The organism is Streptomyces sp. GL_148, from assembly GCF_057834205.1.
Window position 1 is genome coordinate 4738183 of record NZ_CM174396.1, and the last position, 14746, is coordinate 4752928.

A 14746-nucleotide genomic window follows, 5' to 3' on the forward strand; every position below is an offset into this window, starting at 1 on the left:
CTCGTCCGCATGGAGCATCAGGTGTTCGTACCGGTCCCCTCCGCCGACGTCCGCGCCGTGCTGCGCGACCCCGCCCGGCTGGCGCGATGCGTGCCGGGGCTCCAGCAGGACGCCGATACCGAGGCCGGGCCGCTGTCCGGCCGGCTGAAGGTGCGGGTCGGCGGGCACACCGTCACCTACCGCGGCACCCTCTCCGTCACCGAGCAGGACCCCGACCGCTTCACCCTCGCCGGAGAGGGCACCGAGGTGCGGGGGAGCGGGACCGTGAAGCTCTCCCTCGCGCTGCGCCTGACCGAGGCGGACGGCGGCACCCGGCTGGAGTTCACCGCCGAGTCCGCCGCCGACGGCCGCGCCGCCGCCTTCGCCCCCGACGCGGCCGCCACGGCCGGACACCGCCTCCTCGACCGGGCCGCCGGGCACCTCGCGGCCCTCGCGGTCGACGGCGCGGCCGGGCCCGCGGACGCGGGCGCGGCCGGGCCCGCGGACGCGGCGGCGGACGCGGACGCCGACGTGGGTGCGGACGCCGACACCGACGTGGACCAGGACCAGGACGGCCCCGGCCCCGGCTTCACCGAGGTCACCGCATCCGTGTTCGACACCGAGGCTCCGCCGCCCTCCCTGGACCCGTTCCTGGAGGGCACCTTCGAAGGCATGGCCGACCTCGGTGACCTCGGCGGGCCCCCGCACCCGCCGGCCGAGGCCGCGCACGCCCGCCGCACGATGATCGGCCGCAGTGCGGAGGAGGTCGACCACGCGCCCCCGCGCGGCCGCTACGCCCCGGTCCCGGCCCCCACCTCCGCCTCCGCGAACGCCAGCCTCCGCTGGATCGCCCCGGCCGCGGCCGTGGCCGTGGCCTCGGCGGTCCTCCTGGGCCGCGCCCTGCGCCGCCGCCGCTGACCCGGGGAACGCGTCCGCTGACCCGGGGAACGCGTCCGCCCGCCCCGGGGAACTCGCCCGCTTCCCCGCGCGGCCCTGATCACCCCGTCGGGCTGACTAAGGTCATGGCATGAGTACGCAACTGCGCGCCGGCGGCGCCGAGGTGACCATCGACCAGGAGAACGGCTGCCGGATCAGCAGTCTGCGCATCGACGGGACGGAGCTGCTGCGACAGGGGGACCACTACGGGTCCTTCCCCATGGTCCCGTGGTGCGGCCGCACCAGGGACGGGCAGTTCCAGGACGGGGCGACCCTGCACCAGCTTCCGCTCAACCACCCGCCGCACGCCATCCACGGCTTCGGCCGTGACGCCGCCTGGCGCCCCGCCCGGGCCACCGCCACCGAGGCCGCCTTCACGTACCCGCTCGCCGACCCGTGGCCCTACGAAGGCCTGGTCACCCAGATCTTCGAGCTGGGCGAGAACGCGCTGACCCTGACGATGGGCATCGAGACCTACGGGGACTCCTTCCCGGCGCAGGCCGGCTGGCACCCCTGGTTCCTGCGCAACCTCGCCCCCGGCGGGGCGGACGTCCGCATCGACTTCGAAGCCGCCTGGCAGGAGGAGCGCGGCGCCGACCACCTCCCCACCGGCAACCGCATCGACCCCAAGCCCGGCCCCTGGGACGACTGCTTCGGCATGCCGTACGGGGTCGACGTCACCCTCACGTGGCCCGACGCCCTGGAGCTGAAGGTCACCAGCCGCTCCGAATGGGTGGTCGTCTACGACGAGCAGCCCGAGGCCGTCTGCGTGGAACCGCAGTCGGGCCCGCCGAACGGCCTGAACAGCCTCCCGCAGTTGGTCACCCCCGTGGACCCGCTGGAGATCTCCACGACGTGGACGTGGCGGCGGCTCGGGTAGTGCCCAATTAAGCTCGGGGCCATGAGTGACGTACGCGATGCGCTTCTGCAGCAGATCAAGGACAAGGCCGTCGTGCACGGCAAGGTGATCCTCTCCTCCGGCCGCGAGGCCGACTACTACATCGACCTCCGCCGGATCACCCTGGACGGCGAAGCCGCCCCGCTGGTCGGCCAGGTCATGCTCGACCTCACCGCCGACCTGGAGTTCGACTGCGTCGGCGGCCTGACGCTGGGCGCCGACCCGGTCGCCACCTCGATGCTGCACGCCTCCGCCGCGCGCGGCGCGCGCCTGGACGCCTTCGTCGTCCGCAAGGCGCAGAAGGCGCACGGCATGCAGCGCCGCATCGAGGGCACCGACGTGAAGGGCAAGCGCTGCCTGGTCGTCGAGGACACCTCGACGACCGGCGGTTCCCCGCTGACCGCCGTCGAGGCGGTCCGCGAGGCCGGCGGCGAGGTCGTCGCCGTCGCGACGATCGTCGACCGCGGCGCGGCCGACGCCATCGCGGCCGCCGGACTGCCCTACCTCACGGGCTACCAGCTGGACGACCTCGGTTTGTCCTAACCCTCGGACAGTGGGTCGTGCTTCCGCACAACTGGTGACTTAGGTCCCCGGACGTCCGGAAGTAGGCCCTGACCTGCGCCTTTCCGGCCGGGGGGAATGTTTCACGTGAAACACTCCCCCCGGATCGGGCCGCGCGGCGCCGTCGCGGAGGTGGAGCGGGGGCGCGAGTCTGGAAAGATGGGGACGACGGCAACGTCGCCCCCAGGTCAGGGCCCGCAATAAGCACACTCCCCGCACATCCAAGGAGCGGACAGATGCCCATCGCAACCCCCGAGGTCTACAACGAGATGCTCGACCGGGCGAAGGCAGGCAAGTTTGCCTACCCGGCGATCAACGTGACCTCGACCCAGACCCTGCACGCTGCACTGCGCGGCTTCGCGGAGGCCGAGAGCGACGGCATCATCCAGATCTCCACCGGTGGTGCGGAGTTCCTGGGTGGCCAGTACAACAAGGACATGGTCACCGGCGCCGCCGCCCTGGCCGAGTTCGCGCACATCGTGGCCGCCAAGTACGACATCACCGTCGCACTGCACACGGACCACTGCCCCAAGGACAAGCTGGACGGCTACGTCCGCCCGCTGCTCGAGATCTCCGCCGAGCGCGTGGCCCGCGGCCTCAACCCGCTCTTCCAGTCGCACATGTGGGACGGTTCCGCCGAGACCCTGGCCGACAACCTGGCCATCGGCCAGGAGCTGCTCGCCAAGGCCGCCGCCGCGAAGATCATCCTTGAGGTCGAGATCACCCCGACCGGTGGCGAGGAAGACGGCGTCAGCCACGAGATCAACGACGAGCTGTACACCACCGTCGACGACGCGCTGCGCACCGCCGAGGCCCTGGGCCTGGGCGAGAAGGGCCGCTACCTGCTGGCCGCCTCCTTCGGCAACGTGCACGGCGTCTACAAGCCGGGCAACGTCGTCCTGCGCCCCGAGCTCCTCAAGGACCTCCAGGCCGGCGTCGGCGAGAAGTACGGCAAGTCCTCCCCGTTCGACTTCGTCTTCCACGGCGGCTCGGGCTCCACGGCCGAGGAGATCGCCACCGCGCTGGAGAACGGCGTCGTGAAGATGAACCTCGACACCGACACCCAGTACGCCTTCACCCGTCCGGTCGTGGACCACATGTTCCGCAACTACGACGCGGTCCTGAAGGTCGACGGCGAGGTCGGCACCAAGTCGAAGTACGACCCCCGCACGTGGGGCAAGGCCGCCGAGGCCGGCATGGCCGCGCGCGTCACCGAGGCCTGCGCGAACCTGCGTTCCACGGGCACCAAGCTCAAGTAGCAGCGGCTCACGCAGCAGCGGCTTCCCGGAAGGGCCCGGATCCCCCGTCCACGGACGGCGGGGCCGGGCCCTTCCCCCATGCTCTTCCCACATGGCCTTCCCAGATGGCCTTCCCGCATGGCCTTCGCGCAGGCCGGCATCCCCCATCCGACAGACTGGTGCCATGTCTCTTCACCAGAACCTCCTCGGGGGCCCCGCCCCCACCCACCTCCCCGACGAGCCGGGCATCGCGGCCATCGCCGCGGGCAGCCCCGCCGTCGAGGTGGCGGCCGCCCACCCGACCTCCTCCCTCGCCTGGGCGCTCCTCGCCGACGAGGCCTTCTCGGCCGGCCGCACGGTCGAGTCGTACGCGTACGCCCGTACGGGCTACCACCGCGGCCTGGACGCGCTGCGCCGCGCAGGCTGGAAGGGCCACGGCCCGGTGCCGTGGGAGCACGAGCCGAACCGCGGCTTCCTGCGCGCCCTCAACGCCCTGGCCCGCGCGGCCGGCGAGATCGGCGAGAAGGAGGAGTACGAGCGCTGCTCCACCTTCCTGCGCGACTCCTCCGAGACGGCCGCGGACGTCCTGGGCGCCTGAGGCCCCCGGGCCTTCCGTGCTCGCGGCCGGGCGGGTTCCCCCCTCGGGGGGCCGCCCGGTCGCCCCGGTCGCCCCGGTCGCGGAAGGTGACGTGCGCCACTGACTATTGAAGCTGTCCGGCACGACGGTCTTATGATGCGGACAGGGGACCGGAGCTCCACTCACCTCACCGGAAGGAGCGGACCGCTACCCGGAAGCACGTATCGAGGAGACAGCGATGTCTAACGCCCTTGATGCCTCCGGAGACGGCGGTTCGGACACCCCGAACCTCGACTTCGCCGGCACGACTCCCTACGAGGACTACGTCCAGGCCGACGTCCTCACCCACCTCCAGCACCTGCGCTCGGACGACCCGGGCGAGATGGTCTTCCTGGTCACCACCCAGGTCATGGAGCTGTGGTTCACGGTCATCGTCCACGAGTGGGAGACCGCCGCGCAGGCGCTCCGCGAGGACGAGCTCCCCGTCGCGATGGATGCGCTGAAACGATCCCTCCGCGAGCTGGAGGCCCTCAATTCCTCCTGGCGCCCCCTCGCCCAGCTGACCCCGGGCCAGTTCAACGCGTACCGTGCCGCCCTCGGCGAGGGCTCCGGATTCCAGTCGGCGATGTACCGCCGGATGGAGTTCCTGCTCGGCGACAAGGCCGCCTCCATGCTGGTCCCGCACCGCGGCGCCCCGCGCGTCCACGCGGAGCTGGAGAAGGCCCTCCAGGAGCCCAGCCTCTACGACGAGGTGCTGCGCCTCCTCGCCCGCCGCGGCCTCCCGGTCCCGCCGTCCGTCCTGGACCGCGACCTCTCCCAGCGCTACGAGCCCTCGCCCGGGGTCGAAGCCGTCTGGACGGCGCTGTACGCGGCCCCGGACGCCCACCCGGACCTGCACCGCCTCGGCGAGGTCCTCACCGACGTCGCCGAGCTGGTCTGGCGCTGGCGCAACGACCACCTGGTCGCCACCCGGCGCGCGATGGGCGCGAAGACGGGCACGGGCGGCTCGGCCGGCGTGACCTGGCTGGAGAAGCGGGCGACGAAGAACGTCTTCCCCGAGCTGTGGACGGCGCGCAGCCATGTCTGAGCCGAACGTGGCCCCCGGCTCCGACCTGCCGGCGCGCGCCGAAGCCCTGGACGCGGCCGACCCCCTCGGCAAGCTCCGCGATCGCTTCACCCTCCCCGAGGACGTGGTCTACCTCGACGGCAACAGCCTCGGCGCGCTCCCCGCAGGGGTGGCCGCCCGGCTCGCCGAGGTCGTCACGGAGCAGTGGGGCACCCGCCTGATCCGCTCCTGGACCGAGGGCGAAGCCAACTGGTGGAACGCCCCCGAGCGCATCGGCGACCGGATAGCCCCGCTGGTCGGCGCCGCCGCCGGCCAGGTGGTCGTCGGCGACTCCACCAGCGTCAACCTCTTCAAGGCCCTGGTCGCCGCCGCCCGGATGGCCGCGCCCGGCCGGACCGAGCTGCTCGTGGACGGCGCCACCTTCCCCACCGACGGCTACATCGCCCAGTCGGCGGCCCGGATGACGGGCCTGCGCGTCGTCCCGGTCGACCCGGCCGCCGCCGCGGAGGCGATGGGCCCGGACACCGCCGTGGTGCTCCTCAACCACGCCGACTACTGCACCGGCCGCCTGCACGACCTCCCGGCGCTCACCGCGGCGGCGCACGCCGCCGGGGCGCTCGTCGTCTGGGACCTGTGCCACACGGCCGGGGCGCTGCCCATCGGCCTCGACGCGCACGGAGTGGACCTCGCGGTCGGCTGTACGTACAAGTACCTCAACGGCGGCCCCGGCGCCCCCGCGTACCTGTACGTCGCCACCCGCCACCAGTCCGCCTTCGACTCCCCGCTGCCGGGCTGGAACAGTCACGCGGACCCGTTCGCGATGACCCCCTCCTACGAGGCCGCCCCGGGCGTGGCGCGGGCTCGCGTCGGCACCCCGGACATCCTGTCCATGCTCGCGCTGGAGGCCGCGCTGGACGCCTGGGACGGGGTCGCGGTCGAGGACGTCCGCGCGAAGTCCCTCGCGCTGACCGACTTCTTCCTCGAGTGCGTGGCGGCGTACGTCCCGGCGGGCAAGGTCGAGCTGGTCACCCCCACCGGGCACGAAGAGCGCGCCAGCCAGGTGTCGCTGCGCACGGAGAACGCGGACGGGGTCATGCGCGAGCTCATCTCGCGAGGGGTGATCGGGGACTTCCGCGCCCCCGATGTCCTGCGCTTCGGATTCACCCCGCTGTACGTCGGCTTCGCGGATGCGGAGCGTGCAGCGCGCGCACTGGGTCACATTTTCGGGTGAACCGGTAGCGAAACGTCACATCACCGCGCGGGCGGGGCTACGGCCCCGCCCGCGCCGGTATCTCCACGGCCCGCCACCGAGGGGGCCGTTCCGGCCTGATACGGTCCCGCTCTGCCGGAACACCGGAACACCAGTCCCCCCTGTCCCATGCGATACCGGAGGTTGAGCCGATGACGGACCCCGCAGTCGAACGGGACGCCGCCGAGGCCGCCTCGGCCTTCTCACATCCGCCCGTGGCTCCCGACGCGACGGCCGCCTACGGTGAACACCCCGACCAGGTCATCGACTTCTACGCCCCGCGCGGGGAGCGGGCGCAGCCGGGTGTCGCGCGTTCCGCGCCGCTGGTCGTCGTCCTGCACGGCGGAGCGTGGCGCGCCCCGTACGACCGGCAGCACATCACCCCCCTCGCGGATCTCCTGGCCCGCCGGGGTTTCGCCGTCGCCAACGTCGAGTACCGGCGCGGCCAGTCCCGGGCATCGCAGCCTCTGCCGCACCAGGATGCCGAGGGCCCCGTGGCGGGCCGCTGGCCCGAGACCTTCGACGACGTGGCCGCCGCCCTCGACGCCCTGCCCGGCCTGGCCGCCGTCAGCCTGCCGGAGGCGGACCCGCGCCGCACGGTGCTGACCGGCCACTCGGCCGGAGGCCACCTCGCGCTGTGGGCCGCGGCCCGCCACGTGCTCCCGTACGACGCCCCGGCCGGCTGGAGGCTGCCTTCGCCGCCGCTGCTGCGCGGCGTGGTGGCGCTGGCCCCGATCGCGGACTTCACGGTGGCGGAGGAGCTCGGGGTCTGCGGGGGAGCCTCGGCGCAACTGCTGGGCGGAGCGGCCGCCTTCGAGGCGCGCCGCCCGTACGCGGACCCGGCGGTGCTGCTCCCGACGGGCATCGCGACGGCGGTGGTCCAGGGGCGGAGCGACATCCAGGTCCCGGAGGCGGTGGCGGAGGCCTACGTGGCGGCGGCCGCGCTGGCGGGGGAGATGGTGGGACTGACCCTGCTGGACGGGGTGGGCCACTTCCCGCTCATCGATCTGGCGGCGGACGCGTGCGCGGTGGTGGCGGAGGAGATCTCACAGCTGGCCTGGTAGGACCGGGTGCCCCGGGGCCGCCGAGCCCCCCGAGTGCCCCGGGTACGCCGAAGGGGCGGCCGCGCTGGGCCGCCCCTCCGGGCTCGGTGCAGGTACCGCCGCTGCTTACAGGAACGAGTTGATCTCGATCGTCTCGGTGCGGCCGGGGCCGACGCCGATCGCGGAGATCGGGGCGCCCGACATCTCCTCGAGGGCCTTGACGTACGCCTGGGCGTTCTTCGGGAGGTCCGCGAAGGTCTTGGCCTTGGTGATGTCCTCGGACCAGCCGGGGAGGTTTTCGTAGATCGGCTTCGCGTGGTGGAAGTCCGACTGCGAGTACGGGAGCTCCTCGACGCGCTTGCCGTCGATCTCGTACGCGACGCAGACCGGGATCTCCTCCCAGCCGGTCAGCACGTCCAGCTTGGTGAGGAAGAAGTCCGTCAGGCCGTTGACGCGGGTCGCGTAGCGGGCGATCGGGGCGTCGAACCAGCCGCAGCGGCGGTCGCGGCCGGTGGTCACGCCGCGCTCGCCGCCGATGCGGCGCAGGGCCTCGCCGTCCGCGTCGAACAGCTCGGTCGGGAACGGACCCGAGCCGACGCGGGTCGTGTACGCCTTCAGGATGCCGATGACGCGGCTGATCTTCGTCGGGCCGACGCCCGCACCGGTGCAGGCGCCACCGGCGGTCGGGTTCGAGGAGGTGACGAAGGGGTACGTGCCGTGGTCGACGTCGAGCAGCGTGCCCTGGCCGCCCTCGAAGAGCACGACCTTGTCCTCGTCGAGCGCGTTGTTGATGATCAGGGTGGTGTCGGCGACGTACGGCTTGATCTGCTCCGCGTACTGGAGCATCTCTTCGACGATCTGGGCCGGGTCGATCGCGCGGCGGTTGTACAGCTTCGCGAGGAGCTGGTTCTTGCCCTCCAGCGCCGCTTCGACCTTCTGGGTGAGGATCGACTCGTCGTAGAGGTCCTGGACGCGGATGCCGATGCGGTTGATCTTGTCCGCGTACGTCGGGCCGATGCCGCGGCCGGTCGTACCGATCTTGCGCTTGCCGAGGAAGCGCTCGCCGACCTTGTCGAGGGTGACGTTGTACGGCGTGATCAGGTGCGCGTTGCCGCTGAGCAGCAGCTTTGAGGTGTCGATGCCGCGCTCGTTCAGGCCGCGCAGCTCGGAGAGCAGGACGGCCGGGTCGACCACGACACCGTTGCCGATGACCGGGGTGCATCCGGGGGAGAGGATGCCGGAAGGGAGAAGGTGCAGCGCGTACTTCTGGTCGCCTACGACGACCGTGTGGCCGGCGTTGTTGCCACCCTGGTAACGCACTACATAGTCAACGGATCCACCGAGCAGGTCGGTGGCCTTTCCCTTGCCCTCGTCACCCCACTGAGCTCCGAGCAGCACAAGAGCGGGCACAGGCGTACACCTCTTCCGGATGGGGCATGTCCAAGGTCAGGGGGCGTACGACGATGTACACCGCAGGCTGAGCCGTCGGACCGGTGCCCCGGAATAGACGAAGGCCCTGGCGCAATAGCGCAAGGGCCTCTTGCACAAAGATGCTACCCGAGGAAGGACCGAGGTGTCGGCTCCAGAGCCCACCATGAGCCATGCGGGCGCGCCGGTAGGCGGCCTGCTCGTGCTCGTCGACCCGGTCGCCCGCCGTCTTGACGGCGAGTCGGTGCGAATCGCGAAAGATGTGCTGTCAGCAGGTGCGGCGGCGAAAATTTGTCTCCCGGACTCACAGGAGGAGTTTGCGCGGGCCCTCGCCCGCCGGGGTCATCGGCAGCCGGTGATCGTGGGCGACGACCGCGCGCTCGTACGGGCCGTCGGGCTGCTGCACCGTGAGCGGGCACTGTCCGAGGGGGCCGTTTCGCTGATTCCGGTGGGGCCGGCGGGGTCGCTGGTACTGGCGCTGCAGCTCGGCGTGCCGCTGTCGGCCGTGTCGGCCGCGCGGGCGGTCCTGGACGGGGCCGTCGGCATGCGGGACCTGCTCGTCGACGACAGCGACGGGGTGGTGCTGGGCGGGATCGGCATCCCGCCGCCGCCCGTGGGGGCCGAGGCCGGGTTCCGGCCGGAGGCCGGGGGCGTGCCGCGGCCGGCCGGGCCGTCGGTGTGGAACGCGTACCGCTCGCTGGTCCGTACGTTCGTCCGCCCGCCGGGGGCCTCTTCCGCCACGGGATCCGGCGGGGGCCACCGGCTGCGGGTGGAGGCCGACGGGGTGGTCCTGGCGGACGTGGACCGGATGGTGGAGGACCTCACCGTGTCGGCGCGGGAGGGCGACGGGCTGGCGGACGTGCTGGTCCGGATGGGGGCGGTCACGGCACCGGGCCTCGGTGCCGGTGCCGGTGCGGGTCCCGGCTCGGACTCGGACTCGGGCTCCGGTCCCGGCTCGGACTCGGAATCCGGTTCCGGTTCCGGCCGGGTGGTGCGGGCGCGGGCGTCGGCCGTCACGGTCTCCGGGGCGGATTTCCGCTACCGGTCGGACGTCGGCATCACCGGTCCGGTCCGCCGCCGTACGTGGACCTTGCACCCGGGGGCGTGGGGGCTGACGCTGCCGCTGCAGCGCTGACGAGGGGGGCGGGTCAGATGGCCGGGATCGGTTCGACCTACGACGACGAAGCCGCGGAGCCCGGGCCGGAGCCCGAGCCCGAGCCGAGGGCGGAGGCGGAGGCGGTCCGAGAGCCCGGGCCGCCCAGCGAAGCGGCTGTCCGGGCCGCGCTCGGCGACTGGCGGCAGGACGCGCTGCTGATCTGCCTGCTGCCGGTCATGTGCTGGCCCGCGCTGATCGGGGCGCTGGTTACCCGCCCGGCGCTGTTGCAGGGGGTGCTCCTGGTGGTGCTGTGCCTGCCGGTGCTCGTCGCCCTCCGGGAGCTGTACGTGGCCCGATGCGTGCGGGGCCTCCTGCGGGACCCGGAGCTGCGCTGGACCCCGTACGACGTCGAGGTGGTGCGCGGGCGCGGGCTGCCGCCGCTGCTGGTCCTGGGCGACGGGCTCCACGTGCTGACCCTGGGCCCGCTGGGCAGACGGGTGCTGCCGCCGCGCGCGTGGCCGCGCAGCGACCCGGCGCTCCCGCAGGCGGCGCTCCCGCCGTCGCCCGCGGAGTCGGAGGCACCCGACCCTCCGGCGGAGCGGTTCGTGTGGCTGGCCGGGGACCCGGGGCCGGGGGCCGTGGTGTGGGCGCCGCGCGCCCGGGAGCTGGGCCGGGCGCGCGGGCTGTGGCGGCGGGGCGCGCTCAGGCGGAGGCGGCCGCTTCGATGAGGTCGCAGACCGGGCCCGGCTGGGAGGCGAGGGAGGCGTGGCTCGCGTCGAGCTCGATGGTCTTGCGGGGGTTCATGCGGGCGGCCATGCGGCGCTCGTTGTCGGGGTGGATCATGCGGTCGGCGGTGGAGACCTGGTACCAGGACGGCTTCGCGCGCCAGGCCGGCGCGGTGACGGCGTCGCCGAAGGTGGAGGCGAGGGGAGCCTTCTGGGTCACGGCCATGACCAGGGCTTCTTCGGGAGTGAGGTCCTGGGCGAAGCTCTCGTGGAACGTGTCCTGCTTGACCCACAGATAGCCGTCGGAGTCGGGGAGGATGTTCTCGAACGCCGCCGGCGGCTTCTCCTGGGTGATCCCGCCCGGGCTCTCGCCCGCGTCGGGCGCGAAGGCGGCGACGTAGACCAGACCGGTGACGTTGGGCAGGTCCCCGGCTTCGGTGATGACGGCTCCGCCGTAGGAGTGGCCGACGAGGAGCACCGGCCCGTCGATCTGCCGGACCATCTTGCGGGTCCGCTCGGCGTCGTCGGCGAGGGAGGTCAGCGGATTCTCGACGGCGTGCAGGTCGGTGTACCCGCGGCGGTGGAGCTCGCCGATGACCTTGGCCCAGTGGGCGGCGCCGCCCCAGAAGCCGTGGACGAGGACGATGGCGGGGGTGTGGACGGGGCTGTCTGCCATGAGTTTGCGCTCCTGAGTCCGGTTTCCCGCGTCCCGCGCCGGGTCGCGGGCCCCCCCGGCCCACGCTAGGCGGAGGGCCTCCCGCCCGCCATGGCGGCCACTGCTGGGTACGGACCGGGTCACGGCAGGTTCAGGGTCGCGCGGTGCGTGCGCCAGCGGTCCATCAGGCCCAGGAGTTCCGCCTGCATGAACTCGAAGAACGCCGCCGTCTCGGCGATCCGGGTGCCCGCGGGGGAGTCGGGGCCGAGGCCGGCCGCGCCCTCGCGGAGGGTCTTCTCCCAGAGGGTCAGGATCTGGTCCCGCCGGGTGAAGGTCTCGTACCAGAGCTCGTCGTGCAGCACGTAGCGGTCGCGTCGCGAGCCCGGCTCGCGCTCCCGGCTGACCATGTTGACCTGGGACAGGTAGGAGACGGCTCCCGATACCGCCGCGGGGCTGATCCGCAGGGCCTCGCCCAGTTCCGCCGAGGTCATCGCGCCGCCGTCGCTCGCGAGCAGCTGGGCGAAGACGCGCGCCGCCATCCGCTGCATCCCCGCCTCGGTCAGCTGCGCGGCGAACCGCTCGACGAAGCGGGAGACCGCCTCTTCGTCCCGGGGGCCCTGGGGCTCCCGGGGGGCCGTTTCCGTCTTCATGTCGCCGTCGTTCACGTCTTCCGCCACCCTCCCGACTTTACGTGATTCCCGACCTTCACAAAATTGTGAAAGAAGCGTACGTTCGGAACCATGACGAAGGCAATCAGCGTCGCCGGACTCCACAAGGCGTTCGGCCGCACCCACGCACTGGACGGCCTCGACCTCGCGGTCGCCACCGGAGAGGTGCACGGATTCCTCGGCCCCAACGGCGCCGGCAAGTCCACCGCGATCCGGGTCCTGCTCGGTCTGCTGCGCGCCGACTCCGGCGCCGCCCGGCTGCTCGGCGGCGATCCGTGGGCCGACGCCGTCGAACTGCACCGCCGCATCGCCTACGTACCCGGCGACGTCACCCTCTGGCGCAACCTCTCCGGCGGCGAGGTCATCGATCTCTACGGGCGCCTGCGCGGCGGCCGCGCCGGCCTCGACCGGGCGCGCCGCGCCGAGCTGATCGAGCGGTTCGAACTCGACCCGACCAAGAAGGGGCGTACGTACTCCAAGGGCAACCGGCAGAAGGTCGCCCTCGTCGCCGCCTTCGCCGCAGACGTAGAGCTGCTCATCCTCGACGAGCCCACCTCCGGCCTCGACCCGCTGATGGAGGAGGTCTTCCGGAGCTGCGTCGCCGAGGCCCGGGCCGCCGGCCGCACCATCCTGCTCAGTTCGCACATCCTCAGCGAGGTCGAGACCCTCTGCGACCGGGTCAGCATCATCCGCAAGGGCCGCACGGTCGAGACCGGCAGCCTCGCCGAACTGCGCCACCTGACCCGTACGTCGATCAGCGCCGAGCTCGCCGGACCGCCCAACGGGCTCGCGCACCTGCCGGGCGTGCACGACGTGGAGGTGCGGGGGCAGAAGATCCGCCTCCAGGCCGACACGGACAAGCTGGACGCCGTACTGCGGTCGCTGGCCGCCTCGGGGGTGCGGTCCCTGACCGCGACCCCGCCGACCCTCGAAGAGCTCTTCCTGCGGCACTACGCCCGCGGCGACGAGGCGGGTGAGCTGCGATGAAACACCGTCAACTGGCCGGAACCGGACCCTTGCTGCGCCTCGCCCTACGCCGCGACCGCGTCATGATGCCGGTCTGGATCCTGGTCGTGGCCGCCCTGGTGCTCAGCCTGCCCGCCTCACTCGAATCGGTGTACGCGACGCCGGCCGAACGGGCCCGCCTGCTCTCCACCATGAGCGCGAACGGCTCGCTCCGCGCCCTCTACGGCCCCGCCTTCGGCGACTCGGTCGGCGCACTGACCGCCTGGCGGGGCGGGGTCTTCGCCGGGCTGCTCGCAGGGGTCATGAGCCTGATCATCGTGATCCGGCACACCCGCGAGGAGGAGGAGACGGGCCGTCAGGAGCTGTTGTCGGCCGCGATGGTGGGGCGCCGGGCCCCGCTGACGGCGGCCCTGCTGGCGGCCCTCACCGCCAACGCCCTGGTCGCCCTCCTCGTCACGGCCGGGCTCGCCGGGCGGGGCGCGGGCGGAGCGCTCGCCCTCGGGCTCGGGATCGGCGCCACCGGGATGCTGTTCGCGTCGGCGGCCGCTGTCACGGCGCAGCTCACCGAGAGTGCGCGGCTCGCCAAGGGCCTCGCCGGGGCGCTGCTCGGCGCGGCCTTCGTCCTGCGCGCCGCGGGCGACGCGGGCTCGGCGGACGGTTCGTCGGCGCTGACCTGGATCTCGCCGCTGGGCTGGTTGGAGCACCTACGGGCCTTCGCGGCCGAACGCTGGTGGGTGCTCGCCCTGTTCGCGGCGGCCTTCGCCGCCCAGACGGCCACTGCTTACGCGCTCGCCGGGCGCCGCGACCTCGGCATGAGCTTCCTGGCGGTCCGCCCGGGCCCGGCCGAGGGGCGGCTCGGGAGTGCCGGGGCGCTGGCGTGGCGGCTGCAGCGGGGCGGGCTGCTCGGCTGGAGCCTCGGATTCCTGGTGGCCGGTGCGGTGTTCGGGGGGATGGCGGACGGGGCCACGGAGCTGGTCGGCGACAACGCCAAGACCCGGGAGATCATCGAGCGGATGGGCGGCGCGGGCGGTCGGGCCGGCCTCACCGACGCCTTCCTGGCGACGATGGCCGGGATGCTCGGGCTGGTGGCCGCCCTCTTCATCGTGTCGTCGGTGCTGCGCCTGGGCGCCGAGGAGTCGGGGCAGCGCGCGGAGCCCGTGCTGGCGAACGCCGTCGGCCGTCTGCGCTGGGCCGCCGGTCATCTGGCCGTCGCCTTCGGCGGCTCGGCGCTGATCCTGCTGCTGGGCGGGCTCGGCCTGGGCCTCGGCCACGGCGCGGGCCTCGCGCAGACCGTCGGGGGCTCTCTCGCGCAACTCCCCGCGGTGTGGGTGATCGGAGCCGTCGCGGCCCTCCTGTACGGCGCGGTCCCCACCTATGCGTCGGCCGGCTGGGCGGTGGCCGGGGCCGCGCTGATGCTCGGCTGGATCGGCCCCGCGCTGAACCTCCCCCGGGCGGTCCTCGACCTGTCCCCCTTCGCCCACCTGCCCCGGATCCCCGGCTCCGAGGCCCTGACCTGGACTCCTCTGCTGATGCTGACCGCGTTGGCGGCGGCTCTCCTGGCCGCTGCCCTGACCGCCCTGCGCCACCGGGACCTGGCGGCCTGAGCCCCGGCCCCCTTGATCCACTCTCATCCGAAAAGTTGTCCACAGCTGTGGACAACT

At 73.0% G+C, this 14746-nt stretch carries 15 protein-coding genes; 12 read left to right on the forward strand and 3 right to left on the reverse strand.

Features of this window, described 5'->3' with window-relative positions; translation table 11 throughout:
* Positions 1-9 precede the first annotated feature (9 nt).
* The 8 genes from AC3IYI_RS21925 to AC3IYI_RS21960 all read left to right on the forward strand — a co-directional run bounded on the left by AC3IYI_RS21925 (position 10) and on the right by AC3IYI_RS21960 (position 7568).
* Positions 10-897, forward strand: coding sequence for an SRPBCC family protein (locus AC3IYI_RS21925; RefSeq protein ID WP_489405379.1), 888 nt, complete (start codon positions 10-12; stop codon positions 895-897).
* Between the two features lie 109 nt (positions 898-1006).
* Entirely contained in the window at positions 1007-1795 is a 789-nt protein-coding gene (locus tag AC3IYI_RS21930; RefSeq protein WP_489405380.1) for an aldose epimerase family protein, read from the forward strand.
* A gap of 21 nt (positions 1796-1816) precedes the next feature.
* Complete coding sequence (gene pyrE / locus AC3IYI_RS21935; RefSeq protein WP_250748753.1) at positions 1817-2356, forward strand: orotate phosphoribosyltransferase; 540 nt, start codon at positions 1817-1819, stop codon at positions 2354-2356.
* 254 nt (positions 2357-2610) lie between these two features.
* Positions 2611-3633: a class II fructose-bisphosphate aldolase gene (gene fbaA, locus AC3IYI_RS21940; protein WP_243330679.1), complete on the forward strand. Its 1023-nt coding sequence runs from the start codon at positions 2611-2613 to the stop codon at positions 3631-3633.
* Positions 3634-3796: 163 nt separating this feature from the next.
* The gene (locus tag AC3IYI_RS21945; protein ID WP_489405381.1) at positions 3797-4210 is read left to right on the forward strand and encodes a DUF3151 domain-containing protein; all 414 of its coding nucleotides are present in this window, start codon (positions 3797-3799) and stop codon (positions 4208-4210) included.
* A gap of 217 nt (positions 4211-4427) precedes the next feature.
* Positions 4428-5276, forward strand: coding sequence for a tryptophan 2,3-dioxygenase family protein (locus AC3IYI_RS21950; RefSeq protein WP_489405382.1), 849 nt, complete (start codon positions 4428-4430; stop codon positions 5274-5276).
* Positions 5269-6486, forward strand: coding sequence for a kynureninase (gene kynU, locus AC3IYI_RS21955; RefSeq protein WP_489405383.1), 1218 nt, complete (start codon positions 5269-5271; stop codon positions 6484-6486). The genes AC3IYI_RS21950 and kynU overlap by 8 nt, the downstream gene beginning before the upstream one ends.
* Positions 6487-6656: 170 nt before the next feature.
* A complete protein-coding gene (locus AC3IYI_RS21960; protein ID WP_489405384.1) occupies positions 6657-7568 on the forward strand; it encodes an alpha/beta hydrolase in 912 nt (303 codons plus the stop codon).
* Positions 7569-7673: 105 nt separating this feature from the next.
* Here the strand turns inward: AC3IYI_RS21960 and AC3IYI_RS21965 are convergent, their stop codons facing one another.
* Complete coding sequence (locus AC3IYI_RS21965; protein ID WP_327254123.1) at positions 7674-8957, reverse strand: adenylosuccinate synthase; 1284 nt, start codon at positions 8955-8957, stop codon at positions 7674-7676.
* A gap of 184 nt (positions 8958-9141) precedes the next feature.
* On the opposite strand from AC3IYI_RS21965, the gene AC3IYI_RS21970 reads away from it, so the two are divergent.
* A complete protein-coding gene (locus tag AC3IYI_RS21970) occupies positions 9142-10110 on the forward strand; it encodes a diacylglycerol kinase (protein ID WP_489411611.1) in 969 nt (322 codons plus the stop codon).
* A gap of 17 nt (positions 10111-10127) precedes the next feature.
* A complete protein-coding gene (locus AC3IYI_RS21975) occupies positions 10128-10799 on the forward strand; it encodes a hypothetical protein (protein WP_489405385.1) in 672 nt (223 codons plus the stop codon).
* On the opposite strand, the gene AC3IYI_RS21980 is transcribed toward AC3IYI_RS21975, so the two are convergent.
* Positions 10774-11472, reverse strand: a complete 699-nt coding sequence (locus tag AC3IYI_RS21980) for an alpha/beta hydrolase (RefSeq protein ID WP_489405386.1) — start codon at positions 11470-11472, stop codon at positions 10774-10776. The genes AC3IYI_RS21975 and AC3IYI_RS21980 overlap by 26 nt on opposite strands.
* A gap of 119 nt (positions 11473-11591) precedes the next feature.
* Positions 11592-12101, reverse strand: a complete 510-nt coding sequence (locus tag AC3IYI_RS21985) for a GbsR/MarR family transcriptional regulator (protein WP_489411612.1) — start codon at positions 12099-12101, stop codon at positions 11592-11594.
* A 90-nt stretch (positions 12102-12191) separates the two neighbouring features.
* Between AC3IYI_RS21985 and AC3IYI_RS21990 the strand changes: the two genes are divergently transcribed.
* Both AC3IYI_RS21990 and AC3IYI_RS21995 read left to right on the forward strand, forming a co-directional pair.
* Positions 12192-13106, forward strand: coding sequence for an ABC transporter ATP-binding protein (locus AC3IYI_RS21990; protein ID WP_489405387.1), 915 nt, complete (start codon positions 12192-12194; stop codon positions 13104-13106).
* On the forward strand, positions 13103-14689 hold the full coding sequence (locus AC3IYI_RS21995) for an ABC transporter permease (protein WP_489405388.1): 1587 nt from the start codon (positions 13103-13105) through the stop codon (positions 14687-14689). Before AC3IYI_RS21990 ends, AC3IYI_RS21995 begins: the two co-directional genes overlap by 4 nt.
* Positions 14690-14746 lie beyond the last annotated feature (57 nt).

What these genes read in the sequence shown, in the direction of transcription:
- AC3IYI_RS21925 (WP_489405379.1), top strand. Translation starts at nt 10, where the DNA reads ATGGAGCATCAGGTGTTCGTACCGGTCCCCTCCGCCGACGTCCGCGCC.
- AC3IYI_RS21930 (WP_489405380.1), top strand. Translation starts at nt 1,007, where the DNA reads ATGAGTACGCAACTGCGCGCCGGCGGCGCCGAGGTGACCATCGACCAG.
- pyrE (WP_250748753.1), top strand. Translation starts at nt 1,817, where the DNA reads ATGAGTGACGTACGCGATGCGCTTCTGCAGCAGATCAAGGACAAGGCC.
- fbaA (WP_243330679.1), top strand. Translation starts at nt 2,611, where the DNA reads ATGCCCATCGCAACCCCCGAGGTCTACAACGAGATGCTCGACCGGGCG.
- AC3IYI_RS21945 (WP_489405381.1), top strand. Translation starts at nt 3,797, where the DNA reads ATGTCTCTTCACCAGAACCTCCTCGGGGGCCCCGCCCCCACCCACCTC.
- AC3IYI_RS21950 (WP_489405382.1), top strand. Translation starts at nt 4,428, where the DNA reads ATGTCTAACGCCCTTGATGCCTCCGGAGACGGCGGTTCGGACACCCCG.
- kynU (WP_489405383.1), top strand. Translation starts at nt 5,269, where the DNA reads ATGTCTGAGCCGAACGTGGCCCCCGGCTCCGACCTGCCGGCGCGCGCC.
- AC3IYI_RS21960 (WP_489405384.1), top strand. Translation starts at nt 6,657, where the DNA reads ATGACGGACCCCGCAGTCGAACGGGACGCCGCCGAGGCCGCCTCGGCC.
- AC3IYI_RS21970 (WP_489411611.1), top strand. Translation starts at nt 9,142, where the DNA reads ATGAGCCATGCGGGCGCGCCGGTAGGCGGCCTGCTCGTGCTCGTCGAC.
- AC3IYI_RS21975 (WP_489405385.1), top strand. Translation starts at nt 10,128, where the DNA reads ATGGCCGGGATCGGTTCGACCTACGACGACGAAGCCGCGGAGCCCGGG.
- AC3IYI_RS21980 (WP_489405386.1), bottom strand. Translation starts at nt 11,472, where the DNA reads ATGGCAGACAGCCCCGTCCACACCCCCGCCATCGTCCTCGTCCACGGC.
- AC3IYI_RS21985 (WP_489411612.1), bottom strand. Translation starts at nt 12,101, where the DNA reads ATGAAGACGGAAACGGCCCCCCGGGAGCCCCAGGGCCCCCGGGACGAA.
- AC3IYI_RS21990 (WP_489405387.1), top strand. Translation starts at nt 12,192, where the DNA reads ATGACGAAGGCAATCAGCGTCGCCGGACTCCACAAGGCGTTCGGCCGC.
- AC3IYI_RS21995 (WP_489405388.1), top strand. Translation starts at nt 13,103, where the DNA reads ATGAAACACCGTCAACTGGCCGGAACCGGACCCTTGCTGCGCCTCGCC.